Source organism: uncultured Pelagibacterium sp., assembly GCF_963972885.1.
GTDB classification, from domain to species: domain Bacteria; phylum Pseudomonadota; class Alphaproteobacteria; order Rhizobiales; family Devosiaceae; genus Pelagibacterium; species Pelagibacterium nitratireducens.
This window is the reverse complement of record NZ_CAXAXY010000002.1, coordinates 22,465-47,662: the sequence shown is the minus strand read 5'-3', so window position 1 is coordinate 47,662 and position 25,198 is coordinate 22,465. Positions and strand designations below refer to the sequence as shown.

Annotated in this window: 25 protein-coding genes; 10 read left to right on the top strand and 15 right to left on the bottom strand. The window is 62.0% G+C overall.

The annotated features are described in order from the left end of the window. Window positions 1–3: 3 nt before the first annotated feature. On the bottom strand, window positions 4–1,320 hold the full coding sequence (locus AACZ55_RS00650) for an HlyD family type I secretion periplasmic adaptor subunit (protein WP_339641924.1): 1,317 nt from the start codon (window positions 1,318–1,320) through the stop codon (window positions 4–6). After that, window positions 1,317–3,038: a type I secretion system permease/ATPase gene (locus AACZ55_RS00645; protein ID WP_339641921.1), complete on the bottom strand. Its 1,722-nt coding sequence runs from the start codon at window positions 3,036–3,038 to the stop codon at window positions 1,317–1,319. The genes AACZ55_RS00650 and AACZ55_RS00645 overlap by 4 nt, the downstream gene beginning before the upstream one ends. 139 nt (window positions 3,039–3,177) lie before the next feature. Between AACZ55_RS00645 and AACZ55_RS00640 the strand changes: the two genes are divergently transcribed. Next, entirely contained in the window at window positions 3,178–3,342 is a 165-nt protein-coding gene (locus AACZ55_RS00640) for a hypothetical protein (protein WP_339641919.1), read from the top strand. Between the two features lie 45 nt (window positions 3,343–3,387). Here the strand turns inward: AACZ55_RS00640 and AACZ55_RS00635 are convergent, their stop codons facing one another. From AACZ55_RS00635 to AACZ55_RS00580, 12 genes are all read right to left on the bottom strand, one after another. Further along, complete coding sequence (locus AACZ55_RS00635; protein ID WP_339641916.1) at window positions 3,388–4,239, bottom strand: fumarylacetoacetate hydrolase family protein; 852 nt, start codon at window positions 4,237–4,239, stop codon at window positions 3,388–3,390. A 142-nt stretch (window positions 4,240–4,381) separates the two neighbouring features. Beyond that, window positions 4,382–5,113 (bottom strand): SDR family oxidoreductase, encoded by a 732-nt coding sequence (locus AACZ55_RS00630; RefSeq protein WP_339641913.1) that lies wholly within the window; start codon window positions 5,111–5,113, stop codon window positions 4,382–4,384. A 108-nt stretch (window positions 5,114–5,221) separates the two neighbouring features. Further along, window positions 5,222–6,163, bottom strand: a complete 942-nt coding sequence (locus AACZ55_RS00625; RefSeq protein ID WP_339641910.1) for a 2-hydroxyacid dehydrogenase — start codon at window positions 6,161–6,163, stop codon at window positions 5,222–5,224. Between the two features lie 50 nt (window positions 6,164–6,213). Then, window positions 6,214–6,975: an amino acid ABC transporter ATP-binding protein gene (locus AACZ55_RS00620; RefSeq protein ID WP_339641907.1), complete on the bottom strand. Its 762-nt coding sequence runs from the start codon at window positions 6,973–6,975 to the stop codon at window positions 6,214–6,216. A gap of 23 nt (window positions 6,976–6,998) precedes the next feature. Then, window positions 6,999–7,796 carry a transporter substrate-binding domain-containing protein gene (locus AACZ55_RS00615; protein WP_339641904.1) on the bottom strand — a complete coding sequence of 266 codons (798 nt, stop codon included), beginning with the start codon at window positions 7,794–7,796 and terminating at the stop codon, window positions 6,999–7,001. 37 nt (window positions 7,797–7,833) lie between these two features. Continuing rightward, entirely contained in the window at window positions 7,834–8,490 is a 657-nt protein-coding gene (locus tag AACZ55_RS00610; RefSeq protein WP_339641901.1) for an amino acid ABC transporter permease, read from the bottom strand. 9 nt (window positions 8,491–8,499) lie between these two features. Next, complete coding sequence (locus AACZ55_RS00605; protein WP_338609313.1) at window positions 8,500–9,171, bottom strand: amino acid ABC transporter permease; 672 nt, start codon at window positions 9,169–9,171, stop codon at window positions 8,500–8,502. Between the two features lie 196 nt (window positions 9,172–9,367). Beyond that, the gene (locus AACZ55_RS00600; protein ID WP_339641897.1) at window positions 9,368–10,399 is read right to left on the bottom strand and encodes a LacI family DNA-binding transcriptional regulator; all 1,032 of its coding nucleotides are present in this window, start codon (window positions 10,397–10,399) and stop codon (window positions 9,368–9,370) included. 322 nt (window positions 10,400–10,721) lie between these two features. Beyond that, the gene (locus tag AACZ55_RS00595; RefSeq protein ID WP_339641894.1) at window positions 10,722–11,855 is read right to left on the bottom strand and encodes a fumarylacetoacetate hydrolase family protein; all 1,134 of its coding nucleotides are present in this window, start codon (window positions 11,853–11,855) and stop codon (window positions 10,722–10,724) included. 161 nt (window positions 11,856–12,016) lie between these two features. After that, on the bottom strand, window positions 12,017–12,763 hold the full coding sequence (locus tag AACZ55_RS00590; RefSeq protein ID WP_338609309.1) for an SDR family oxidoreductase: 747 nt from the start codon (window positions 12,761–12,763) through the stop codon (window positions 12,017–12,019). Then, window positions 12,760–13,749: a D-erythronate dehydrogenase gene (gene denD, locus AACZ55_RS00585; protein ID WP_339641892.1), complete on the bottom strand. Its 990-nt coding sequence runs from the start codon at window positions 13,747–13,749 to the stop codon at window positions 12,760–12,762. Before denD ends, AACZ55_RS00590 begins: the two co-directional genes overlap by 4 nt. 31 nt (window positions 13,750–13,780) lie before the next feature. After that, on the bottom strand, window positions 13,781–14,806 hold the full coding sequence (locus AACZ55_RS00580; RefSeq protein ID WP_339641889.1) for a LacI family DNA-binding transcriptional regulator: 1,026 nt from the start codon (window positions 14,804–14,806) through the stop codon (window positions 13,781–13,783). A 209-nt stretch (window positions 14,807–15,015) separates the two neighbouring features. Between AACZ55_RS00580 and AACZ55_RS00575 the strand changes: the two genes are divergently transcribed. From AACZ55_RS00575 to AACZ55_RS00545, 7 genes are all read left to right on the top strand, one after another. Continuing rightward, window positions 15,016–15,549 carry a TRAP transporter small permease gene (locus tag AACZ55_RS00575; RefSeq protein WP_338609304.1) on the top strand — a complete coding sequence of 178 codons (534 nt, stop codon included), beginning with the start codon at window positions 15,016–15,018 and terminating at the stop codon, window positions 15,547–15,549. Then, window positions 15,546–16,823 (top strand): TRAP transporter large permease subunit, encoded by a 1,278-nt coding sequence (locus AACZ55_RS00570; RefSeq protein ID WP_339641886.1) that lies wholly within the window; start codon window positions 15,546–15,548, stop codon window positions 16,821–16,823. The genes AACZ55_RS00575 and AACZ55_RS00570 overlap by 4 nt, the downstream gene beginning before the upstream one ends. A gap of 38 nt (window positions 16,824–16,861) precedes the next feature. Beyond that, window positions 16,862–17,869, top strand: coding sequence for a TRAP transporter substrate-binding protein (locus tag AACZ55_RS00565; protein ID WP_339641883.1), 1,008 nt, complete (start codon window positions 16,862–16,864; stop codon window positions 17,867–17,869). A gap of 117 nt (window positions 17,870–17,986) precedes the next feature. Beyond that, complete coding sequence (locus tag AACZ55_RS00560) at window positions 17,987–19,198, top strand: mandelate racemase/muconate lactonizing enzyme family protein (RefSeq protein ID WP_339641881.1); 1,212 nt, start codon at window positions 17,987–17,989, stop codon at window positions 19,196–19,198. Beyond that, a complete protein-coding gene (locus AACZ55_RS00555) occupies window positions 19,199–20,125 on the top strand; it encodes a DMT family transporter (RefSeq protein WP_339641878.1) in 927 nt (308 codons plus the stop codon). Beyond that, a complete protein-coding gene (locus AACZ55_RS00550) occupies window positions 20,122–21,903 on the top strand; it encodes an IlvD/Edd family dehydratase (protein WP_339641875.1) in 1,782 nt (593 codons plus the stop codon). Before AACZ55_RS00555 ends, AACZ55_RS00550 begins: the two co-directional genes overlap by 4 nt. A 44-nt stretch (window positions 21,904–21,947) precedes the next feature. Next, on the top strand, window positions 21,948–22,712 hold the full coding sequence (locus AACZ55_RS00545; RefSeq protein ID WP_338609293.1) for an SDR family oxidoreductase: 765 nt from the start codon (window positions 21,948–21,950) through the stop codon (window positions 22,710–22,712). Between the two features lie 92 nt (window positions 22,713–22,804). Here AACZ55_RS00545 and AACZ55_RS00540 read toward each other — a convergent pair whose 3' ends face one another. Then, entirely contained in the window at window positions 22,805–23,479 is a 675-nt protein-coding gene (locus AACZ55_RS00540) for a GntR family transcriptional regulator (protein ID WP_338609292.1), read from the bottom strand. Window positions 23,480–23,601: 122 nt separating this feature from the next. Here AACZ55_RS00540 and AACZ55_RS00535 point away from each other — a divergent pair, with 122 nt between their 5' ends. Together AACZ55_RS00535 and AACZ55_RS00530 are read left to right on the top strand one after the other, a co-directional pair. Then, complete coding sequence (locus tag AACZ55_RS00535) at window positions 23,602–24,624, top strand: DctP family TRAP transporter solute-binding subunit (protein WP_338609291.1); 1,023 nt, start codon at window positions 23,602–23,604, stop codon at window positions 24,622–24,624. A 57-nt stretch (window positions 24,625–24,681) separates the two neighbouring features. Next, window positions 24,682–25,173 carry a TRAP transporter small permease gene (locus tag AACZ55_RS00530; RefSeq protein WP_338609289.1) on the top strand — a complete coding sequence of 164 codons (492 nt, stop codon included), beginning with the start codon at window positions 24,682–24,684 and terminating at the stop codon, window positions 25,171–25,173. Window positions 25,174–25,198 lie beyond the last annotated feature (25 nt).

The following is a 25,198-nucleotide window of genomic DNA, read 5'->3' as shown; positions in this document are numbered from 1 at the left end:
GCCTCAATCTTCGCGGAACGCCAGATTGAGCTGATCCATCACCGGTTTGGTCAGATAGCTCAGCACCGTCTTCTCCCCTGTAGCAAAGAAGGCCTCGACCGGCATACCGGGGATAAGCCTGGCCGTTTCGGGCAATTTGTGGAGTTCGTCCGTTGGCAGACGGACTCGCACGAGATAAAACTGCGTGCCCGACGCACTATCGCGGGTCAGATCGGGAGAAATCCTGTCCACCAGCCCCAACAGCTCGGGCGTCGAACGCGAATTGAAGCTCGAAAGCCGCAGCGTCACGCTTTGCTCGGCGGCAAGCTTGTCGATGTCGAGCGGGTTGATCCGAACATCGACCATGATCTCGTCATCCTGCGGCACGATCTGCATGAGCGTGTCCCCCGCCGCGGCAATACCGCCCAGGGTGGCAACCTGCATCTGGTGCACCACCCCCGCGATGGGGGCGCGTATGACGAGCCTGTCAAACCGGTCCTGGGCGGCGACCCTTTGCTGTTCGAGCTCGGCAATCTGCTGGCCGGTTTCCTGCAACTGTCCCAGCACCTCGCTCTGATAGGATTCCTCGACCTGGGAAATCTGCAGCCTGCGTTCTGCAGTCGCCGCATTGCCCCGCGCGATCTCGGTGGTGATGCGCGCACGCTCGCCATCGAGTTGGGCGATCTGGCGGCGCAGGTCGCTCACCCGGCTCGCTTCGACCAACCCCTGGGACAACAGGGCCGAAAGCCTGTCGAGTTGCTCGGTCAGGATTTCGGTCTGAGCGACCACCGCATCACGCTGAGCATGGAGCCCGGCAACCTGGTTTTCCAGTTGGACGATCTGCTCGCCCAGTTGTGCCACCTGGGTCGAAAGCCCGGCGGCGCGGGATTGGCGAAGGCGATCTTCGGCAGCAAACAGCACGCGGTTGTGCTCCATATTGGGCAAGGCATCGAGCTCGGACGTCCACTCCATCTCGGTGGCGCCGCCCGCTTCGGCCAGAAGCCGGGCCTGGCGTACATAGGCCTCGCCCAATTGCGCATCGATGACCGCCATATTGGCCGCGACCGACGTTCCGTCGAGTACGACCAAAGTCTGACCGGCCTCGACCGCGGCATCGTTGCGCACGAGGATTTCCCGCACGATCCCACCTTCCTGATGCTGAACACGCCGCACGCCCCCATCGACAACGACGCTTCCGCCGGCCACCACCGCCCCCGATATCGGGGTGATGGCCGCCCACAGGGCAAGCCCACCCAAAAGAGCGATCATGGCGGCCGAGCCGAGCAATCCATGCCGATCAAGGCTGCGCGCCGTTGCATATTCAATGTCTATGGCGCTCATTTCCGTCTCGCTTTGCGGGCAATATCGAGAGAAGCGGGCTGGGCGGTAATCGATGCCAGCACCGCGTCCTTGGGACCGAAGGCCGCCTGACGGCCATCCTGAAGGAACAAGATCGTATCGACTGCAGCAATGGCGGTCGGCCGATGCGCGACGATGATGACGATAGCGCCCCGGGCCTTGGCCCCGGCGATCGCCGCATTACACGCCGCATCCCCCGCGGCGTCGAGATTGGAATTGGGCTCATCGAGAATAATGAGAAAGGGATCGCCATACAGCGCCCGCGCCAGCCCGATACGCTGACGCTGACCGGCCGAAAGCATAGCCCCCTGCGGTCCGATCGGCGTGTCGTAGCCGTGGGGCAAGGACGCAATCAGTTCATGGACGCCCGCCGCCTGAGCGGCCTTGAGAACGTCTTCGAACTCGCCATCGTTTCGGAAGCGGGCGATATTTTGCGCGACGGTTCCGGCAAACAGCTCCACCGTCTGGGGCAGATAGCCCAATGCCATGCCCAACCGGTCGGGGTCGTAGTGGCAAAGTTCGGAGCCATCGAGACGCACAACGCCGGCCCGCGCCGGCCATATTCCCATCAATGTGCGGACAAGGGACGATTTCCCGCACCCCGACGTGCCCAGAACCCCCATCGCCTCGCCCGATTTGAGCCCGAAACTGACCCCGCACACCAGCGCCGGCCCATCGGACAATGGCGAAATGGCGAGATCGGAAACCGCAAGGCTTGCTTTGGGCAGCGGCAGAGCGACCCGCTCGGGCTTGCCTTTTGCATCGGCAAGCACGGTCTTGAGGCGGGCCCTGGCCTGCCGCGCCGCCACAAACCCGCGCCAGTTCGTAACGGCCTGCTCGACCGGCGAGAGCGCGCGCGCCGTAACGATCGACGCGGCAATCATCAGACCCGCTGAAATCTCGCCGCCGATGGCAAGAAAGGCGCCCATTGCCAGTACGGCCGATTGCAACAGCAGGCGGAATCCCTTGGTCAGCGCCGAAAAAACCGTCGCACGGTCCGCAGCGCGAGCCTGTGTCATGAGCATCTTGGTATTGGCCGCCTCCCAGCGGTTTGCGAGCGTTTCGCTCATCCCCATGGCCAGCACCGCTTCGGCGTTTGCGGCGATATCGGACTGCTGGCTCTGGCGGGCATTTGCCGCCGCATTGGCATCGCGCGAGGGTCCGCGCGACGACCATTCGTTGACGATCATGAGAACCGTAACGACACCGGCGCCCGCCATCGCCAGCCAGCCCAGCATGGGATGGAAGGCAAAGACGATGAAGAGATAGATCGGCACCCAGGGCAGATCGAGCAGTGCCATCGGTCCGGCCCCGGCCAGAAACTGGCGCAGGGTTTCAACGTCGCGGATAGGATCGCCCTCGCCCCCTCTACGGGACGACGCACTCGAGGCGACGACCTGCGCGAAGACTGGACGGGTCAGCCGCGCTGCGGCCAGCACCGAATAGCGCGTCGCCATGCGGCTGCGCACAATCTCGACGACGCTGTAAAACCCGTAGAGCCCGACAACCAAGCCGGTCAGCGCCATGAGCGTAGGAACAGATTTGCTCGCCAGCACCCGGTCATAGACCTGCAGCATGAAAAGCGGCCCGGTCAGCAGCAGCAGATTGGAGATTATGCTGAGCAGCCCCAACCCCAGCACCGAGCCCCGGCCCGAGGGCTTGCGGACCTTGCGCCCACCATTCTCGCTTGATGCCATCATCGTGGTCCCGGAAAACGCGCGTAGCATCGTTTTCCCACAGCCCGGCCCCGACACCTTGACGATTGTCAATAATGGGCGTGCCCGCCTCGCTGTCGGACCAGCCGCGAACGGGAAGGCCGACGGGCATAGAGCAGATGCGATGAGTGGCGGCGCCCCGGCCGCATCCAATACCTATCCCACGGGGCCGACGGCCAAATGCCGGTTCGAGGACTACGCCGCCCTGTCCTCTGACATCGATATCGCGTCCGAATTCCGCTACCGTCGCCAGTGCATGGCGGGACTCAACGCGCCCCTGCCCCGATGATCTCCGGTCTGGCGGCGTCGGTGACCGCATCGGTCGGACAGGGGCCTAACCCTGCCAGGCCACAGTCTTTTGCATTTGCTCGCCCAGCCCTTCAACACTCAGCCGCATGGTCTGGCCGGGCCGCAGATACACCGGGTCGGGCTTGATCCCCATGCCCACCCCCGGCGGCGTGCCGGTGGTGATGATGTCGCCGGGCTGCAGGCTCATGAATTGGGAGATATAGCTCACCACATGTGCGACTCCGTACACCATGGTTCTGGTTGACCCGTTCTGGTAGCGATGCCCGTCGACCTCGAGCCACATGCCAAGGTTCTGCGGATCGGCAATCTCGTCTTTGGTCACCAGCCATGGCCCGATCGGCCCGAACGTATCGGCCGACTTGCCCTTGACCCATTGCCCCGAGCGCTTGGCCTGAAATTCGCGCTCGGACACATCGTTGACCACGCAATAGCCCGCCACATGATCGAGCGCGTCGGCCTCGTCCACATAGCGCGCTTCCTTGCCGATCACCACACCAAGCTCGACCTCCCAATCGGTCTGGCTCGAATTTTTCGGAATGATGACATCGTCATTGGGACCGCAGATCGCGCTGGTCGCCTTCATGAACAGCACCGGCTCTTTGGGTACGTCAAGGCCGCTTTCGGCGGCATGGTCGGCATAATTGAGCCCCACGCAGATGAACTTGCCCACCCGCCCCACACAGGGCCCGATCCGCTCATTCTTGTCCAGTTCGGGCAATCCCGACAGATCAGCGCCGGAAAGCTCTTTCAACCCCTCGGGCGTCAGCACGCTTCCGGCGATATCGTCAACGATCCCGCTCAGATCGCGGATCGTCCCATCCGAATGCAAGACCGCCGGCCTTTCGGCGCCTCGGGCTCCAATGCGCATAAGCTTCATGGTCTTGTTGTCTCCTTATCGTGTGATAGTGCAAGGGTGGAGCGAGCGCGGTGGCTGTCGAGAACCGGACCGGAGCGTATTAGAAATACGTGAGGACCGGAAGGGCAGGCAGACGCCGTGCGCAGCCCGCCCTCACCTGAATTTAAGTGGTCCAGCCGCCGTCGATGGCGTAAACCTGCCCCGTGGTATAGGTGGCCCCCGCCAGATAAACGGCCAGATCGGCGATCTCCTCGGGCGTCCCCAACCGCCCCACCGGCTGCCGCGCCTCGAAGGCAGCCCGCGCCGCTTGATAATCCCCTGTTGCCCGCAACCGCTCCTGCAGCGACGGGCTGTCCACCGTCCCCGGCGCGATCGCATTGCAGCGAATGCCCTGCCCCACGAAATCGGCGGCCACCGATTTGGTCAAACCGATCACTGCGGCTTTCGACGCCGTATAGGCGAACCGGTTGGGCACACCTGTTACCGAAGACGCGACCGAACTCATATTGATGATCGCTCCGTCGCCGCGTGCGATCATCCCCGGCAGCACCGCCCTTATCGTGCGTGCCTGCGCCTTGAAATTGAGCTCGAGCGCAAGGTCGATGTCGGCTTCACTCGCGTCGAGCACCGTGCCGCCATGGACGATGCCTGCACAATTGAACACAATGTCGATAGCCCCGATCTCGGCAACCAGAGCCTCGATCGCCGTCGTCGAAAGCACGTCGAGCACCCGCGTTTCGACACCCGCAACGTCATCGAGTTCACGCAGAAGCTTCTCGTTGATGTCGGTGGCAAAAACGCGCGCGCCTGCTGCGGCGAAGGCCAGCGCCGAGGCCCGTCCGATTCCCTGCGCCGCCGCCGTGACAAGACAGACCTTTCCCGAAATATCGGCCATGCGGCCCTCCATTTCATGATCCTGCCGCCACCGACAGTGACGATCCGGCCCTGGTAAACTCCACGCCGTCCCGAGCCGGACCTGCCCGGCCCGCCCGCTCAGGAGCGATCAGCTAAAGCGGCTTGCCGTGATCGAGGTCGGCGGCACCGTGCCGGAATAGAACGCATCGATATTGTCCTTGACCGTCTGAGCCATCCCCGTGCGCGTTTCGACGGTCGCGCTGCCCTGATGGGGGATAAGAAACACATTATCGAGCGCCAGAAAACGTGCATCGATATTGGGCTCGTTCAAGAACACATCTAGCCCGGCCCCCGCGATGGATTTCGCCTCCAGCGCATCGAGCAGCGTCGCCTCATCGATCACGCTGCCGCGCGCGATGTTGACCACGAACCCGTTCGGCCCCAATCCATCGAGAACCTCTTTGTCAATCATCCCCTGGGTTTCAGCCGTCGCCGCCACCGCGACCACCAGCACATCGGCCCATTGGGCCAGCGCCGCCGGCGTATCGAACGCACTCCAGCCAGCGACCGACTTTTCCGAACGGTTCCAGAACCCGATATCGAACTTGAAGGCTTCTGCCCGTTCACCAATCGCCCGCCCGATGGCGCCCAGCCCGACAACGCCGAGTTTTTTGCCCTTGAGCGCCCGGGCCAGTCCCATCTTCTTGCCCTGCGCCCAGTCGCCCGAACGCACGAAGGCCTGGCCCTGCCCGAACGCACGCATCGAGGCGATCACCAGCCCCACCGCCATATCGGCCACATCGTCGGTCAAAACCCCCAGTGTCGTTGCCACATGAATCGACCGCGACACACAAAGATCGAGATCGATCCGGTCGGTACCCACCCCGTTGACCGCGATCAATTCGAGATTGGGCAGTTTCTCGATCCATTCGCTTTCCATCCCCAGCCCGCCATTGGTCATCGCCACGCGGAACTCGGAAAGCCGCTCCTGCGCTTTGGGATCATCGGCGGAAACCAGTTCGTACTGCGCCGCAAGTTGCGAACCGATCGGCTCGAGCAAACTATCAAATGTCAGGATGGGTTCGGCCATGTCTGCCTCTTTGCGCAATTTCGGAGTGCCCGGTCCGTATCAGGATAAGGCTAGTGAGCGATTTGACCCAGGAACGTCTTTGTCCGCTCATTCTGCGGATTGGAAAAAAAGCTCTCGGGCTCACCCACTTCGACGATCTCACCCTTGTCCATGAAGATCACCCGATCGGCAACCTTGCGGGCGAAACCCATCTCGTGGGTCACCACCAGCATCGTCATCCCCTCGCTCGCCAGATCGATCATGGTGTCGAGCACCTCGTTGACCATTTCCGGGTCGAGCGCCGAGGTCGGCTCGTCGAACAGCATGATTTTCGGCTTCATGCACAGCGCCCGCGCGATCGCCACGCGCTGCTGCTGGCCGCCCGACAATTGGGCCGGATATTTGTCCGCCTGTTCGGGAATACGTACCCGTTCGAGATATTTGCGCGCCGTGGCTTCAGCGTCTTCTCTGGTCACGCCCCGCACCTTTCTGGGCGCCAGCATGCAGTTTTCCAGCACTGTCATGTGCGGAAACAGATTGAATTGCTGGAACACCATTCCAACGTCGCGGCGCACTGCTTCGACGTTTTTCGCTCCCGCAGTCAATTCGATCCCATCGACTGTGATCGTGCCTTTCTGCACGATCTCAAGCTGGTTGATGCAGCGAATGAGCGTCGATTTCCCCGACCCCGACGGGCCGCACACGACGATCTTCTCGCCGCGCGCGACCGTTAAGTCGATGGAATTGAGCGCATGAAAGGAGCCATACCATTTATCGACGCCGACCATTTCGACGGCGGCATTGCCGGCATTGTGTTCAGCATTGGTGGTCATGGCGTCTCCTTTCGCGCGATCTGTTACTGCCCGGAAATGACAAATTCGGGCAGCGGACCGCCAACCCATTCTTCATGCAGGGCGTTGAGGCTGCCGTCCTCTTTCACGCGACCGAGAAAGTCGTTGATATAGGCAAGCAATTCATCGCTTCCCGGACGCACGGCAATCGCCTGGCTCTGCTGGCGCAGCGAGAACTTGGTGTCGAACTGATCGGGCGCCATGGCATTGATCTGGGAAATCACAACGTTGGACGCTCCCATCAGCGGAGTCTGGCCCGAAAGCAGCGCCTGCACCGCACTTGCGTCGTCATCGAACCGCTGGATGTTGGCATCGTCCGGCGCGATTTCGGTAATCGATGTGTCCTGTGTCGACGCCCGGGCCACCGCGATGTTCTGCCCCGAAAGCCCTTCGGGACCGGTGACCTCGAGATCGGCATCACCAAAAACGAAGATCTCGATGCCCGCATAAGGGTCGGAAAAATCGACCTGCTCGGCCCGTTCCGGCGTGATTCCCAGCGAGGCGACGAGAATATCGACCTGGTTGGAAACCAGATAGGGAATGCGATTGGGCCCGGTCACCGGCACGAGGTTGAGCTCGACCCCCATGTCCTCGGCCAGAAGACGCGCCACGTCGGCGTCATAGCCATCGGGATTGCCCGCTTCATCGAGAATACCGAACGGCGGAAAATCGACGAGCAGCCCGATATTGACCGTCCCGCGGTCCTGGATTTCGCTCGGCGTCTGCGCCGCAACAGGCCCAGCCAGGCCCACGGTCAGCGCCGCAGCGGCACCCAGCCCGATCAGTGTCTTGTTCAGTCTCATTTGCTCTCTCCCTTGGGTTGAACTCTTGTTGGACAGTCTAGCGGGCTGTTGCCACGGCGAACCGCCCTTCCAGGTGCCGGGCCCACAACGAGAGCGGCCAGCACAAGATGAAATAAAGCGCCGCGACCAGCGAAAACACGGTCAGCGGCTGGAATGTCGCATTATTGATGATCTGGCCCGCCCGCGTCAGCTCAACGAACCCGATGATCGACGCGAGCGAGGTGCCCTTGATGAGCTGCACCAGAAACCCCACGGTCGGCGCCACGGAAATCTTGGCCGCCTGCGGCAAGACGATATGGGTCATACGGTCGCGATAGCCCAGGCCCAAAGCCCAGCTCGCTTCGCTCTGCCCCGAAGGGACCGCCTCGATGCAGCCGCGCCAGATTTCGCCCAGATAGGCGCTGGCATGCAGCGTCAGTGCCACGGCAGCTGCCACCCAGGGATTGATCCCCACCCCGAAAATGTTGAGCCCGAAAAACACAAGGAACAGCTGCATCAGCAACGGCGTGCCCTGAAACACCCGGATGAAGGCCAGGGCGCCATAGCGCAGCGGCTTGACAGGCGACACCCGCCCCAGCGCGATGGCGATCCCGCCCAACGCGCCACCGGCAAAGGCAACGGCGGACAGCAACAGCGTCCATTGCGCCGCCAAAACGATATACCAGAATTCGTTGGGCCCGAAGGTTCTGAACATGACCGTCCCCTACCGGGCCAACGGATAGCGGAACGCCGACCGTCCGATGGCTGAAAACAGCCCCGAAAAGCCCAGCGACAAAATGAAATACATCACCGTAATCACCAGATAGACCTCGAACGCCGCAAAGGTCGTCGCCTGGATGTTGTTGCCCGCCGCTGCCAGGTCGGTCGCCGAAATCGCCGAAACCACCGACGAGGTCAGCATCAGATAGATGAACTGGCTGGTCAGTGCCGGATAGATGGTGCGGATCGCCGGTTTGAAGATGATGTAGCGAAAGATCTGGTATCCCTTGAGCCCCAGAGCCTTGCCAGCTTCCACCTGCCCGCGATTGATCGATTCGATCCCCGCCCGCACGATTTCGGTGGCATACGCCCCCACATTGACCGACAACGCCACCAGCGCGGCGGTATTGGGATCGAACCGGATCCCCAGCGCGGGCAGCGAGAAATAGATAAAGAAGATTTGCACGAGGAACGGGGTGTTGCGGATCACCTCGATATAGATATTGACCAGCCAGGCCAGGGGCCGAATGCCGGCTGTTTTGGCGGCGGCGCACGGAACCGCAATCAGCGTCCCGATCAGGATGGCGCCGAAGCTCAGTTGTATCGTGATGAGCGCGCCATAGATCAACTGATCGAAATTGTTGATCACTGGCGCGAAGTTGAACTGATAGTCCAAGCGCTCACTCCTCCCGCTGCAATGCCCGCATTCAAAGAGCCCGATTCACGGGCCGCCAGCGCTACAGATTAAGTTCCGAAGCTGCGTTTCCGATCCAATAGGAAACGGACGACGCCCCGGCCTCCTTCAATTTAGATCGATCTAAAAGCCTTAATGGCCCCGAGTCAACCCCACGATCCGAACCCGCCAGACCCCATTATCCTCGGGCAGCGCCAACCGATCCGCGTTCGACGAAATGGGACGGTACCCTGCGAATCTCCACCTCCGCCTCGGGCGTCTCGATCCGCCGCAGCAGCAATTGCGCCGCCAGCACCCCGATCTCGACCGGCTCGGTCGCAACCGAGGCCAGCCCTGGCCGCACCAGATCGGTTTCGGCAACATTGTCGAACCCGATCAGTGACATGTCGCGTCCCGGAACCAGCCCACAATCGGAAAACCCTCGATGCATGCCCAGCCCGATAACGTCGTTGTGGCAGACCCACGCGGTTGGTGCATCCGGTGTTCCGGCCATTTGCCGCGCCAGCGCCATGGCCTCGCCATGTGTGGGATCGATTTCGATCTCGATGGCGGAAGCAACCCCGTGCCGAGCCATTGCTGCCCGAAAAGCGGCAAGCCTTTCGTCATGGGCCGAATGGTTCAGATTGGCGGTCACGAACCCGATCCGCGAATGGCCGAGATCCACAAGCCGCGCCACGGCTCCTTCCATGCCCCCGCTCTGATCCATGCCCACATAATCGACAACGCCGGCGCCCACCGTTCGCAGCGCCTCGACGACCGGCATCCCCCAATCGGTCAGCCTTTCGATAAAGCGTGGCGCGGTGCCTGCCGCCGGGCACACGATCAGCCCGTCCACCCCGTGCTCGCGCATCCTTGTGACGAACCCGTCCTGCTTGCCCGCCGATTCGGACGAATGGGCGATGAAAGTCGCAAGCCCCGCTCCATCGACCACCTGGTCGATCCCCGCCAGCAAAACGCCGAAAAACGGATTGGAAAGATTGGGGATGATCACTCCGATCGTGCGGCTGCGCGCAGCACGCATCCCGGCCGCGCCCAGATTATAGACATAGCCGATCTCGGCCATCGCCGCTTCCACGCTTGCCCGGGTTTCGGCCCCCACCAGCGGGCTCTTGCGCACCACAAGGGATGCCGTGGCCCGCGACACCCCCGCCTTGCGGGCAACGTCCATAAGGGTGGGGCGCGGCTTGCGCACCGGTTTTTCGCCCATCATCCTCCCCCGACCTTGCGATTATTAGATCGATCTAAGATCAAGATGACAAGCCCGGCCCCAATTGGCAACACTCGGCATCGCAAAGGGAACCGCTCACCGTCCCGACCATTGCCTAAAAAGAGATAAGGAGCCCGCCATGCCCGACAGTCAGAACCCCCGTCCGCCGCTCGGCGACACCCCGCCGCCTCGACCCCATCCGCGCCCCGGTCGGCCGGTCACACCGCGGCCGCCACAAGAGCCCGAAAACGACGTCCCCGGCACCCCGCCAAGTCCGGAACCCGACGTCCAGTTTCCGGACCCACCCCAGCGCTAGGGTCGGACCCTAAAGCAATCCCGCCCTGGCCAGATCGCCCATCAATGCCCTTGGCCCATAGGTCCAGGGCGCACATTCGGTGCACAAACCAACGGTATTGACCAGCGCCCCCAGCGCCGGCGTCGAAATCGTCACCACATCGCCCCGCTTGTGGGTAAAGCCCTTGCCCTCCCCGTCACGGTCCTGCACCGGCGCAAACATCGTCCCCAGATAAAGCGCCAGCCCGTCGGGATATTGGTGATGGGTCCCCAACGCGGCGGCCACAAGCGATTCCGGCGTCCGCGAAATCTGGCTCATCGACGAATGTCCGCTGAGCCTGAAACCGTCTTCGCCCACGACCTCGAGCGCAATCTCCATCTGCTTGACGTCGTCCAGTGAGAAATCCCCATCGAACAATCGGATGAACGGCCCCAAAGCCGCCGACGCGTTATTGTCCTTGGCCTTGCCCAGCAGCAGCGCCGAACGGCCTTCAACGTCGCGCAGATTGACGTCATTGCCCAGCGTCGCTCCGAGGATTTCGCCAGTCGACGAAACGATCAGCGCCACTTCGGGCTCGGGATTGTTCCAGGTCGAGATCGGATGCAGCCCCACACTGGCCCCATGCCCGACGCTGGCCATCGGCTGGCATTTGGTAAAGATTTCCGCGTCCGGCCCGATCCCCACTTCGAGATACTGGCTCCACACGCCCTTTTCGATCAGCTTGGCCTTGACCGCCATCGCCGCGTCCGAGCCCGGCACCAGTTGCGACAGATCCTCCCCGATCAGCGCGAGCATTTCCCCGCGCAACTGGTCGGCGCGCCCCGCATCGCCCTTGGCCTGTTCCTCGATCACCCGCTCGAGCAGGCTCACCACAAACGTGACCCCCGACGCCTTGATCGCCTGCAGATCGACCGGCGAAAGCAGCGTTACGCCATCCGCCCGGCCTTCCAGCACTGCGTCAAGATCGGCGACCACATTGCCCTGCGCGCTCCTCACATAACCTGCCGGATCGTCCATCTCGCAGATATCGCGCACGGTCGGCGCGGCCTTGGCGGTGATGTCGACGACCTTGCCGTCCCGCACCGTCACAATGCGCGGATGCCCACCGCCATCCAGCCGCACTCGACCCAGAAAAATGCCCTCATCAAAAACGCTCATTGCCATCTCCAATTTTCTTGCTCCAAGGATGTGCCGAGGTTCAGGTCAGGACGGAGCGAGAAGGGTGGTTTGCGAGAACCGGAACGGAGCGTACAGTGAGTACGTGAGTACCGGAAGCGCAGCAAATCGCCCTTCGCAGCCCTTCATGGCCTGAAGATCGGTGCATCCTAGCCCCTGCCGACAAACGGCATCTGTGTCGCCATCACGGTCATCGTCAAGGTGTTGGCCTCCAACGGCAGCGCCGCCATATAGCTCACTGCGCCGGCGACATGCCCCGCATCGATGGTCGGCTCGATCGCCATCGACCCGTCGGCCTGCAGAACGCCAGACGACATTCGCGTTGTCATGTCCGTTGACGCATTGCCGATATCGATCTGCCCCACTGCAATGTTAAACGCCCGCCCATCGAGCGCCGAAGCCTTTGTCAGCCCCGAAATAGCGTGCTTGGTCGCCGCATAGGGCGCCGATTGCGGTCGCGGTGTCGTTGCCGAAATCGACCCGTTGTTGATGATCCGCCCGCCCTGTGGGCTCTGCGCCTTGAACTGGCGGAACGCGAACTGCGTGCAGAAAAACGCGCCCGACAAATTCGCCCCTACAATCTGGTTCCACTGTGCCGCCGTAACATCTTCGAGCGCCACCGAAGGCGCATTCATCCCGGCATTGTTGACCAGAAGATCAAGACGGCCCCAGCGCCCGATCACCGTTTTGAACGCGGCCTCGACCGCTGCCTGGTCCCCGATATCGACCGAAACCGCCAGCACCCGTTCGCCGCCAGCGTCGATCTCACCGGCCGTCGCCTCGAGCACGTCCAGCCGACGCCCGAACAGCGCCAACGCAAACCCGTCGGCATAAAGCGCCTTGGCAATGGCCTTGCCCACCCCGGTGCCGCCGCCGGTCACGATTGCAATTTTCATTTCGGCAGCTCCCCGCCCAGTTCATCCTCGATATGGATCGCAATGATCTCGTCGAACGAGGATTCGGCCCTAAACCCCAGCGAGAGCGCCCGCGAGGCGTCGAAATCCTTGGCCCAGCCTTCGACCATCTCGGTGGTCATGGCATCGGGCTCGCGCCGGATCAAGGCCACCGCCTTGTCCCCGGCCACGCGCCGCAGCGCCTCGATCTGTTCGCCCACTGTCGCCGAAAGCCCCGGCATGTTCAGACTCCGCCGCGCCCCGAGGCTGGCCGTATCCATCTGTGCCGCATGGATCAGAAACCCAACCGCCGCCCGCGGGCTGGCGTGCCAGTGCCTGGCGTCCTCGCTGACCGGCAATACGGCCTCAAGCCCCACCAGTGGCTCGCGCAGGATCGAGGAAAAGAACCCCGAGGCTGCCTTGTTGGGCTTGCCCGGACGGATGCAGATGGTCGGCAGGCGAATGCCCACTCCGTCGAGAAAGCCGCGCCGCGAATAGTCCGCCAGCAGCAGTTCCCCGATCGCCTTCTGCGTCCCGTAGCTGGTACGAGGCGTCTGGAAAAATTCGTCCCCGATCTTGTCGGGAAACGGCGCGCCGAATACCGCAATCGAGGAGGTAAAGACAAAGCGCGGGCAATAGGGCGCGCTCTGTCCCGCCTGCCGGATCGCCTCGAACAGATTCCGCGTTCCGTCAAGATTGATCGCGTAGCCCTTTTCGAAATCGAGTTCGGCTTCACCTGAAACAATGGCCGCCAGGTGAAAGATCACATCGGGCCGCTCGGCAATCAGCGTCGCCGCCACGCCCGCATCGGCAATGTCGACCGCCCGCGTCCTGATGGTCATCCCCGCCGCCTGCGGCATTGCGGGCTCGACCACATCGACCAGCGTGAGCCCATCAATCTGCTTGCCCGCCAATGTGCCCGATGCGACAAGCGCATCGGTAAGCTTGCGGCCGACCATGCCGGCGGCCCCGATAATCACGATATTCATAATTTGATTCTGTCCTCCCCAAACCTCGGTTCTATTTGCGATCCGTGCTCTGACGGGCCTTGAGCTCATATCCCACATCGACAACAGCCGGCTCGGGCCGCTCGCCCTTGGAGGCGGCGATGATCATTTCGATGGCCCGATACCCCATGTCGTAGCGCAGCGTGCGGATCGACGAGATGGTGGGATTGCTGGCGGCTGTATAATCGAGATCGTTATACCCCATGATTCCGAACTGGCCGGGCACGCGGATATGGCGCCTCTGGCACTCGAACAGCGCGCCCAGCGCCATGTCGTCATTGTTGCAGAACACGGCGTCCGCATCGGGCGCCATCCCGAGAAAATCGGCAAACATCTCGCTCCCGCGCGTCACCGAGGACGCCTGCGGCGAGGTCAGGATCAGCCGCTCGTCATAAAGGCCCTCGGCATGGAGCACTTCGCTATAGCCGTCGAGCCGTCTTTGCGCCCGCGGGTCCATGCGCGCCCCGATAAACCCGATTCGACGATAGCCGTTTTCGATCAGGTGCCGCACCGCCGCCCGTCCGCCCTCGCGATGATCGAACCCGATCATCATGTCGATGGGATCGGGCCCGATATCCATGATCTGGACCACCGGGCAGCCAAAACTGTCCAGCAGCGCCCGCGCAGCTTGGGACTGGTCGATCCCCGAAACGATCAGTCCGACCGGTCGCTGCGCCGCAAACACCTTGAGCAGTTCTTCTTCCTTGCGGTTGGTGTAGCGCGTATTGCCCAACTGCACCTGATAGGGCGTGCCTTCAACGGCATCGTAGATCCCGCGCATTACATCGGAAAACACCAGATTGGTCACCGAGGGAATCAGCACCCCGATTGTCGATGTGGTCGCCGATGCAAGCGCTCTAGCCGCCTGATTGGGCGCATAGCCCAGCGCATCCACGGCCGCATGAATGCGCTCGCGAACCTTGTCGGAAACGATCTCGGGCGTGCGCAGCGCGCGCGATGCTGTGATAACGCTGACATTCGCGGCGGCGGCAACGTCCTTTAGCGTTACCGCCTTGTATATATTATCTTTTTTTCCCACTATCTCCCTCCAGCGCACTCATTGCATTGCGGCGCGCCGTTGACAATGACATACGCTATCATTTAAGCCTCTGTCCAGACGGCTCGTGACTGGCAGGAAAAACTGCCGCCTTGCCGACGCGATTGCAGCGCCTTTTACCAAGTGCGCTATGGGAGGAGACCTGAACATGCGCAATGCGCAATTTTGGGCATGGACGGGACACCCCGCTCATGACTAGGGCCATCGAAACCATCGTCAGGCTGGTCGAGTTCGTGCTGGCCGCGCTCCTGTTCGGCATGGTCATCATGGTCGCGACCAATGTCGTGCTCCGCTACGGATTTAACAGCGGGCTGACCTTTTCCGAAGAGATGAGCCGGTACTTTTTCGTCTGGCTCACCTTCATCGGCGCGGTTCTCGCCTTCAAGGATCACGGTCATATCGGGGTGGAAACCCTGGTCCGGCGCTTCAACCGCACCGGCAGGCTCATTTGCATGGCGATCAGCAACGCCCTGATCATCTTTGCGGCGGGCGTCTTTTTCTACGGCACATGGATGCAGCACCCGATCAACGCATCGATGACCGCAGCGGTCATCAACATGTCGATGATCTGGGTCTATGGCATCGGCTACTTCACCTCCCTGGGCATCGGGCTCATTGCCCTTTATCGCCTCTTCGAAATCGTGACGGGCCGCGTGTCCGACACCGAGATCGCGCGCTTCGCCGGCGAGTATGAGGAAAATAAAGTCGTGGAGCGCGCCATATGATCATCCTGGTCTTCCTGGGATCGCTGTTTTCGACCTTGGCCATCGGGCTTCCGGTCGCCTTTGCGCTTCTGACCACCGGCATCGTGCTCATGACCTTCATGGGCATGTTCAACCCCCAGATCATCGCCCAGCAGATGATCACCGGCGCCAACACCTTCACCCTTCTGGCCATCCCGTTTTTTCTTCTGGCCGGCGAGTTGATGAATGCGGGCGGGCTTTCGCGCCGCATCGTCCATTTCGCCGTCACCTGCGTGGGTCACATTCGCGGCGGGCTGGGCTTTGTCGCTGTGATGGCCGCGGTCATCATGGCGTCGATGTCGGGTTCGGCTGCCGCCGATTCCGCCGCGCTTGCCGCCATCCTCGTGCCCATGATGCGCGATGCAGGCTATAACGTGCCGCGAGCTGCCGGCCTGATGGCCGCAGGCGGCATCGTTGCTCCGGTCATTCCCCCCTCACTCGCCTACATCATCTTCGGCGTTGCCGCCAACGTCTCGATCACCGGCCTGTTCCTGGGCGGCATCGTGCCGGGCCTGATGATGGCCGTCTCGCTGGCGCTGATGTGGGGCTTCGTCGCCCGCAAGGAAAAGGTCGAGACCCTGCCCAAAAGCTCGGGCAGTGAACGCTTCAAGGCCGCAGGCGCTGCCGTCTGGGCCCTGTTCATGCCCGTCATTATCCTGGCCGGCATAAGGTTCGGCATCTTTACACCCACCGAGGCTGCAGTGGTTGCTGCCGTCTATGCCCTGTTCGTGGGCGGCGTCGTCTATCGCGAACTCACCTGGTCAAGCCTTTACCGTGTGTTCGTCAACGCGGCAAAGACCACCTCCATCGTGATGTTCCTTGTTGCTGCGGCACTGGTTACGTCCTGGCTGATCACCTCGGCCAACATTCCAAACCAGCTCATCGGTCTGGTCGAACCCTTCATCGACAACCCCAGGCTCTTGATGTTCTGCATCGTGCTCCTGCTGCTTGTCGTTGGCATGGTCCTCGACCTGGCCCCGACCATCCTGATCTTCGGTCCCGTGCTCATGCCCATGATCCGGGCGGCAGAGATCGATCCCATCTATTTCGGCATCATCTTTGTGATGTCCACCTGCATCTCGCTGATCACCCCGCCGGTTGGCGTCGTGCTCAACGTGGTCAGCGGGGTCTCGCGCGTGCCCATGGGCAAGGTGGTGTATGGCGTTCTGCCATTCATCCTGTCCCAGATCATCGTGCTGGCCCTGCTCGTTATGTTCCCCGAGATCGTGCTCACGCCGCTCAATTGGCTGCGCTGATTTCGGGTTCACCAAAAACCAATGGAGGAGTTCTCAAAATGAAAACCATCGTCACAACCTCGCTGGCCGCAGCTCTGGCCATGAGCGTGGCTCTGCCCGCCCATGCCCAGTTCACCGACCGCACCATCCGCATCGCCAACGGCATTGCCGAAGATCACCCTGTCGCCGATGGCGTCGATACCTTCACCCAATGCGTCGATGAAACCTCGGGTGGCGCCTGGACGGTCAACGCCTTCTGGTCTTCGGCCCTGGGCGACGATCTGCAGTCGGCTCAGTCCCTGCGCTCGGGCACGCTCGAAATGGTCATTTCCTCGACCTCCCCGCTCGTTGCCATCGAGCCGGCCCTGGGTGTTTTCGACCTGCCCTTCCTGATCTCGAGCGATGAAGAAGCCGATGCGCTTCTCGACGGCGAGTTCGGCCAGTACATTTCCGACATGATGCCCGAAGTTGGCCTCGTGAATCTCTCCTTCTGGGAAAACGGCTTCCGCAACCTTTCCAACTCGGTGCGCCCGGTCCAATCGCTTGCCGATTTCGAGGGCATGCGCGTCCGCGTCATGCAGAACAACATCTTCCTCGACACCTTCCAGACCCTTGGCACCAACGCAACGCCCATGGCCTTCGGTGAAGTGTTTACGGCTCTGGAAACCGGTGCCATCGACGCCCAGGAAAACCCCTATGTGACGATCGACACCTCGCGCTTTTATGAAGTGCAGGATTATGTCTCCAACACCCGTCACGCCTATACCCCGTTCATGGTCCTGTTCTCGGGCCCGATCTTTGACACGCTGTCGGAACAAGAGCAGCAGATGCTCTTCGATTGCGCCGCTGAAGGTCAGACCGTGCAGCGTGAATCGAGCCGTGCCCTGTCCGATGAATCGCTGCAGCGCATTATCGATGCCGGTCTCGAAGTCAACGACATCTCGGACGAAGCCATGGCCGAAATCCGCGAAGCCGTTGCAGGCGTTTACGAGCGCAGCGCCGATTCCATCGGTGCCGACGTTGTCGAACGCGCCCAGGCCGAGCTCGCCGCCATCCGCGGCGAATAATCGTCTCCTCCCTGACGATTCAGGTCACGCGCCACACTCATGGGCGCATGACCGACCAGAAGGGCGGAGCCTCGGCTCCGCCCTTTTCTTGAACCACTGTCCGACACGGATCCGCCCATGAAGATCACAGCCGTCGAAACCCTGCGCCTTGGACAGTTCGGCAATGTCGTCTGGGTTCTGATCAAAACCGATGAGAACATTACGGGCCTTGGGGAAACCTTCCTCGGCGCCGCTGCCGTCGAAGCCTATATTCACGAAACCGTCGCCCCAAAGCTTGTGGGCCGCGATCCCCTGCAGATCGAAGCGATCAACCGGGACCTCATCGGTTATCTGGGCTGGCGCGGAGCCGGGGTCGAAACTCGCGGCAATTCGGCCATCGACATCGCGCTGTGGGACATTTTCGGCAAGGCGCTCGGCGTCCCCGTTTCGGTCGCGCTTGGTGGCAAGTCCCGCGATACGATCCGCACCTACAACACCTGCGCGGGCTATTCCTATATCCGCGACAACCGCGCCCAGTCGGTCGACAATTGGGGCCTCGATGCCAGGCCCATCGGCCCCTACGAAGACCTCGACGCCTTTTTGAACCGCGCCGACGAGCTCGCGCTCTCCCTTCTCGATGAAGGGATCACAGCCATGAAGATCTGGCCCTTCGATATCGCCGCCGAGCGCACCCATGGTCTCGACATCTCGGCCGCTGAGCTCAAGATCGCGCTCGAACCTTTTGAAAAGATCAGGAAGGCCGTCGGCGACAGGATGGACATCATGGTCGAGTTCCATTCCCTTTGGCGCCTGCCCGCCGCCCAGCGCATCGCGCGCGCTTTAAAGCCCTACGATACCTATTGGCACGAAGATCCCGTGCGCATGGACAGCCTCGATACCCTCAAGGCCTACGCCCCCCACACCGATGCCATGATCTGCGCCTCCGAGACACTGGCCTATCCCCACGCCTTCCGCGATTATCTCGCCACCGGCGTCGCGGGGGTCGCCATGCTCGATCTCTCCTGGTGTGGCGGGCTGTCCGAAGCAAGAAAGATCGCCGGCATGGCCGAAGCCCAGCAAATCCCCGTCGCGCCGCACGATTGCACCGGGCCAGTGGTCTTTATGGCCTCCTGCCAGTTTTCGCTCCACGCCCGCAACGCCTTGATCCAGGAATCGGTGCGCGCCCTTTATACCGGCTGGTACACCGAAGTCGTCGATGCCCTCCCGATCGTTGGCGACGGCCAGATCACCCTGCCCGATACCCCGGGGTTGGGCATCGAACTCCTCCCCGAACTCTTTACCCGCCCCGATGCCATCCATCGGCGCTCCAATGCCGAGGGAGAACTCTAGATGAGCAGCGTCAAGGCAACACCGGTCCCGATGTCCCCCGCCCGCATGGGCGTGCTCATCATGCTGCTGGCCATGTTCCTGTTTTCACTCAACGATGCCATGGGCAAATGGCTGGTCGCCACCTATTCGGTCGGCCAGGTGCTCTTGCTGCGCTCCGCCGTCGCTCTGGTCATCCTGTTGCCATTCCTCTGGAAATCGGGCCTTAAACCCATTCTCTCCGCCGAGCGGCCGAAGCTTCAGTTCGCCCGCGTGGTGTTTTCCACCGCCGAAGTGTTCTGCTTTTACTGGGCCGTCTATTTCCTGCCGCTGGCCGATGTGATGACCTATTGGCTCGCCGCCCCCATCTATGTGGCCGCCATGTCGCCGTTCCTTTTGAAGGAAAAGGTCGGCCCCATCCGCTGGGCCGCCATCGGCCTTGGCTTTGTCGGCGTGCTCGTGGCCCTTACCCCCTCGGGGGAAGTCAATCCCCTCGCCATCCTCGTTTCGGTCGTCGGCACTCTGGCCTTTGCCTTGATGGTCATCACCGGTCGCACCCTGCGCGGCACGCCCGACAAGACGCTTGTTTTCTTCCAGATCACCGGCGCCCTCATCGCCGGTCTGATCCTCACCCCATTCGGCTGGGTTACCCCCACCGTGCCCGATTTCCTGCTGCTCGGCACGCTCGGCGTGGTCGCCATGCTCGCCCATATCTGCGTCAACCGCGCCGTCAAACTCGCCGATGCCGCCGCCGTTGCCCCGCTACAATATACGCTCCTGCCCTGGGCGATCATTCTGGGCTATCTCTTCTTCGGCGACCTGCCGCGCCCCCTCACGCTGGTCGGCGCCGCCATCATCATCACCTCGAGCTTCATCATCTACCTCCGCGAACAACGGACGCGGCGCACCTCCCCCGCGCCAGCCGTCAGCGGAACAGGAGAAACCCTATGAAAAAACTTCGCTCCCGCGCCTGGTTCGACAACCCCGAAAACCCCGACATGACCGCGCTCTATCTCGAACGCTACATGAATTACGGGATCACCCGCGAAGAACTTCAATCCGGCAAACCCATCATCGGCATCGCCCAGACCGGATCGGACCTCTCTCCCTGCAACCGCCACCACATGGTCCTCGCCCAGCGCGTGCGCGAAGGCATCCGCGAGGCCGGCGGCATCGCATTCGAATTCCCGGTCCACCCCATTCAGGAAACCGGCAAGCGTCCCACCGCGGGCCTTGACCGCAACCTCTCATACCTCGGCCTCGTCGAAGTGCTCTATGGCTACCCACTCGATGGCGTGGTCCTCACCATCGGCTGCGACAAGACCACCCCCGCCATGCTCATGGGTGCCGCCACCGTCGATATCCCCGCCATCGCGCTCTCGGTCGGCCCCATGCTCAACGGCTGGTTCAAGGGTGAACGCACCGGCTCGGGCACCATCATCTGGAAGGCCCGCCAGATGATGGCCGCCGGCGAAATCGGCTATGAGGAATTTATCGAGCTTGTCGCCTCCTCGGCCCCCTCGGTGGGCTATTGCAACACCATGGGCACCGCCACCACCATGAATTCGCTCGCCGAAGCACTTGGCATGCAACTGCCCGGCTCGGCCGCCATCCCCGCCCCCCACAAGGATCGCGCGGCGATCGCCTGGCGCACCGGCAAGCGCATCGTCGATATGGTCCACGAGGATCTCAAACCCTCCGACATTCTCACCCGCGAGAACTTTCTAAACGCCATCGCCGTCAATTCGGCCATCGGCGGCTCGACCAATGCGCCGGTCCACATCAATGCCATCGCCCGCCATATCGGCGTGGACCTCTCCATCAGGGATTGGCAGACCCACGGCCACCACATCCCCCTGCTGGTCAATCTCCAGCCGGCCGGCGAATATCTGGGCGAGGATTTCCACCGCGCCGGCGGTGTCCCCGCTGTCGTCAACGAGCTGATGAAAAAGGGTCTGATCTACGAGAACGCCCCCACCGCCAACGGCCAGACCATCGGCGAGAACTGCCGCGCCACCCCCATCCTCGATCCTGACGTCATTCGCCCCTTCGACACACCTCTGACCGAGGATGCCGGATTTATCATCCTTTCGGGCAATCTGTTCGATAACGCCATAATGAAGACCTCGGTCATCTCGCCCGAATTCCGCCAGCGCTATCTCTCCAATCCCGATGATCCCGAAGCCTTCGAGGGCAAGGCCGTCGTCTTTGATGGCCCCGAGGATTATCACCACCGCATCGACGACCCGGCCCTCGAAATCGACGAGTTTACCCTGCTGTTCATGCGCGGCGCCGGCCCCATCGGCTATCCGGGCGCCGCCGAAGTGGTCAATATGCGCCCGCCCTCCTATCTCATCAAACGCGGCATCCATGCCCTGCCCTGCATCGGCGATGGCCGCCAGTCGGGCACTTCGGGCTCCCCCTCGATCCTCAACGCTTCCCCCGAAGCCGCCGCTGGCGGCGGTCTGGCCCTGGTCCGGACCGGAGACCGCGTGCGCATCGATCTCAAATTGGGCATCGCCGACATGCTGGTCAGCGATGAGGAACTGGCCCGCCGCCGCGCCGAGCTCGACGCAAAGGGCGGATACCCCTTCCCCGATCACCAGACCCCCTGGCAGGAAATCCAGCGCGGGTTGGTCGATCAACTCGGTGACGGTGCCGTCCTCAAACCCGCCGTCAACTACCAGCGCATCGCCCATGCCAAAGGCCTGCCCAGAGACAATCACTAGTCGTCGCAGGGCCCTCGACTTTATCTGCCTGCAAGGAGCCACCCATGAAAGACCTCTTCGACCTCACTGGAAAAACCGCCCTTGTCACCGGCTCCTCCCAGGGCATCGGCCACGCCCTTGCCCAAGGCCTCGCTTCGCACGGCGCCCGCGTTGTCCTCAATGGCCGCAACCCTGAAAAGCTCCAGACCGCAGCCAAAACCCTCAAGGCACAGGGCCACGACGCCCACATCGCGCCCTTCGATGTCACCGATCCCGCCGCCGTCCACGCCGCCGTCAGCAAGATCGAAGCCGAGATCGGCCCCATCGATATCCTCATCAACAATGCCGGCATGCAGCACCGCGCCCCGCTCGAAGATTTCCCCCACGACAAATGGGACGAGCTGATGAAAACCAACCTCAACTCGGTCTTTTACGTCGCCCAGGCTGTCGCGCGGTTCATGCTCGGGCGCGGGCACGGCAAGATCATCAACATCGCCTCGGCCATGTCGGAACTGGCCCGTACCTCGGTCGCGCCCTATACGGCCGCCAAAGGCGCCGTCCGCAATCTGACCCGGGGCATGGCCACCGATTGGGCCGCAAAGGGTCTGCAGGTCAATGCCATAGCGCCGGGCTATTTCAAGACGCCACTCAACAAGGCATTGATCGAAGACGAAAAATTCACAGCCTGGCTCGAGGCCCGCACTCCGGCCGGTCGCTGGGGCGATCTCGACGAACTCAAAGGCGCCGCCATCTTCCTCGCATCCGACGCGGCCAGCTTTGTCAATGGTCACACCCTCTATGTCGATGGTGGTCTGACCATTTCAGTCTGAGCGGCAGCCGCCTACCCTGCCGGGGCCCAGGCTTGCCGTCGGTGCGAATGGTCGTCACTGGCGATGATGATTACCGGCCGCAGTCTTGGCGATCAACGCCCTTCCTGCATGCGAAGCAGCAAATGACGCTCGGCACCCCGGGCGTGGCGTTCGACGATCCTGGCCGCACTGTCGGCATCATGGGCGGCGACGGCCTCGATAATATCCCAGTGATCCTTGAGAACGGCCGCGCGGCGGGCCGAGCTGATCGGATAGCGGCGCGCCAGGGCTCTGACCACTTCACCATGACGCTGACGAATGGCGCGTGCCTCTCCATTGAAGTGGCGCTTGTACATGATGCCGTGAAATTCCTCGTCGAGGCTGTCCCATTCGACCTGATCGCCCTGCGACTGCTCGAGGCGAAGCTGTACGGCGCGGGCGCGTTCGAGGTCGTCCTCATGGGCCTGCTCGACAAATACCCGGATCAGATACGGCTCGATAAGGGTACGGATGTCGAAGATATTGCGCACGAAGCTCTCATCGAGGCTGCGCACCTGCGCGCTACGATTGCGCGACAAGACCACGAATCCCTCTCCGCTCAATTGGTGCAGGGCCTCGCGAACCGGATTGGTACTGACCCCGTATCGCTTTGACAGCTCGATGGTTTTCAACCGGCTTCCGGCCGGCAGCGCGCCCGAAACGATGTCTTCGCGCATCAATTCGGCCAACCCCATGCGGGGCCGGGGCCGAACCACTCTGCGTTCGCTCGATGCCAGAACCTCAGTCACCAGCGCACTCCTTTTCCAAGCTCGCCCGAGTCTACCCGCAAAGCCGTTACCACACAATCGGACATTGACTTTGTATAATTTCGATGTTTGTTTCCACAATCTGCAGAATATAGGAGGAGAATATGTCTGTAATCCGTGCGCTATCCGCTGGCCTTTTGGCTGCGGCATCGTTTGCTGTCGCCCCGGTTGCCTTGAGTGAAGAGATTCGCTTTGCGCTGGAGATGTATGAAGGCGACAATCCCGAATTCAACGCGGTCACCGCATTCAAGGAATATGTCGAGAACAAGAGCGGCGGCGATCTCACCGTCCGCATCTTCCCGGGCAACCAGCTCGGCTCGGTCCGAGACACCACCGAGATGGTGCAGCAGGGCACCTTGCACATGACCCTGCCCTCCGATGGCGCCTTTGCCGGCTTTTACGCCCCCATCCAGGCCTGGTCCATGCCCTACCTTTTCCCTTCGGCTCCGGTCGCCTGGGAAGTGATGAGCGGTGAATTCGGCCAGTGGATGCTCGAAGATATCCGCGAACAGACCGGCATCCGCGCCTTGGCATTTTCCCAGAACGGCTTCCGCTCGTTCCTCAACAATGAGCGACTCATTCAGACGCCCCAGGACATGGAGGGGATGAAGATCCGCACCATGGAGAGCCCGGTCTATATGGAAATGGTCTCTGCGCTGGGCGCCGACCCCACCCCGATAGCCGGATCGGAAGCCACGATGGCCTTCCAGCAGGGCGTTGTCGATGGCCTTGAAAGCCCGCCATCGGTCCACCTGTCGGGCGGAGCTGCCGAGGTCGCCCAATACATGACCCTCAACGAGCATGTGTTCGGGCTGCACATCGTTGTGGCCAATGACGAATGGTTCACCTCGCTCACACCCGAGCATCAGCAGATCGTCGCCGATGGCGCGCGCGTGATGGCCGCTGTCGAGAACGTGGAAAAAACCACCGGCGACTGGGCCGCCATCGACGCAATCCGCGAGATGGGCGTCGAGGTTCACATTTCCTCGCCCGAGGAAAAGTCCATGTTCCGCGACGCCGTCTATCAGCCCGTGCGTGAGTTCATTCTCGGTCAGGTCGGCGAAGATGTTCTCAACCGCATCGAAGCGGCCGTTGAAACCGCAGAGGCCTCGGTCTACGGCCAGTAGCACGCAGGGCCGTCTCGTCCTGGCGAGGCGGCCCGCCATCGTTCAGCGGAGAATCCGATGCGGTTAAAGACCCTCTCGAAAGGCTTGGCCCTCGTCTGCCAGTGGAGCGCGGCAGCGATCTTCATCTTCGTGTGCGGCCTCAATTTCTCGCAGGTGTTCGGTCGCTATATCCTGGGATCATCGATCCCCTGGGGTGAGGAGATCATGCGCTATTCCATGATCTGGGTGATGATGCTGGGGGGTACCGCGTCCATCTATTATGCCGAGCACATGGCCGTCGAAAGCCTTGGTGAGCTTTTGGCACCGCATCGGCGCCATCTGGTTCTGACCACCACCTATCTGGTGGGCGGATTGTTCTGTGTGCTTCTGGTCTATTACGGCTGGCCCGCGACCATGGCCAACACGCGCCAGACCGCGGCCGCCTCGGGCATCTCGATGTTCTGGGTCTATCTCGCCATTCCTGCGGGCGCCCTTCTTATGCTCATTCAGATCGTCCTGTGCGCGATCTCGGGCTTTGCCTCGGCCAATGCCGAACCCGAGCGCCTCTAGCGCATGTCTTCAACGCCTTTGATGA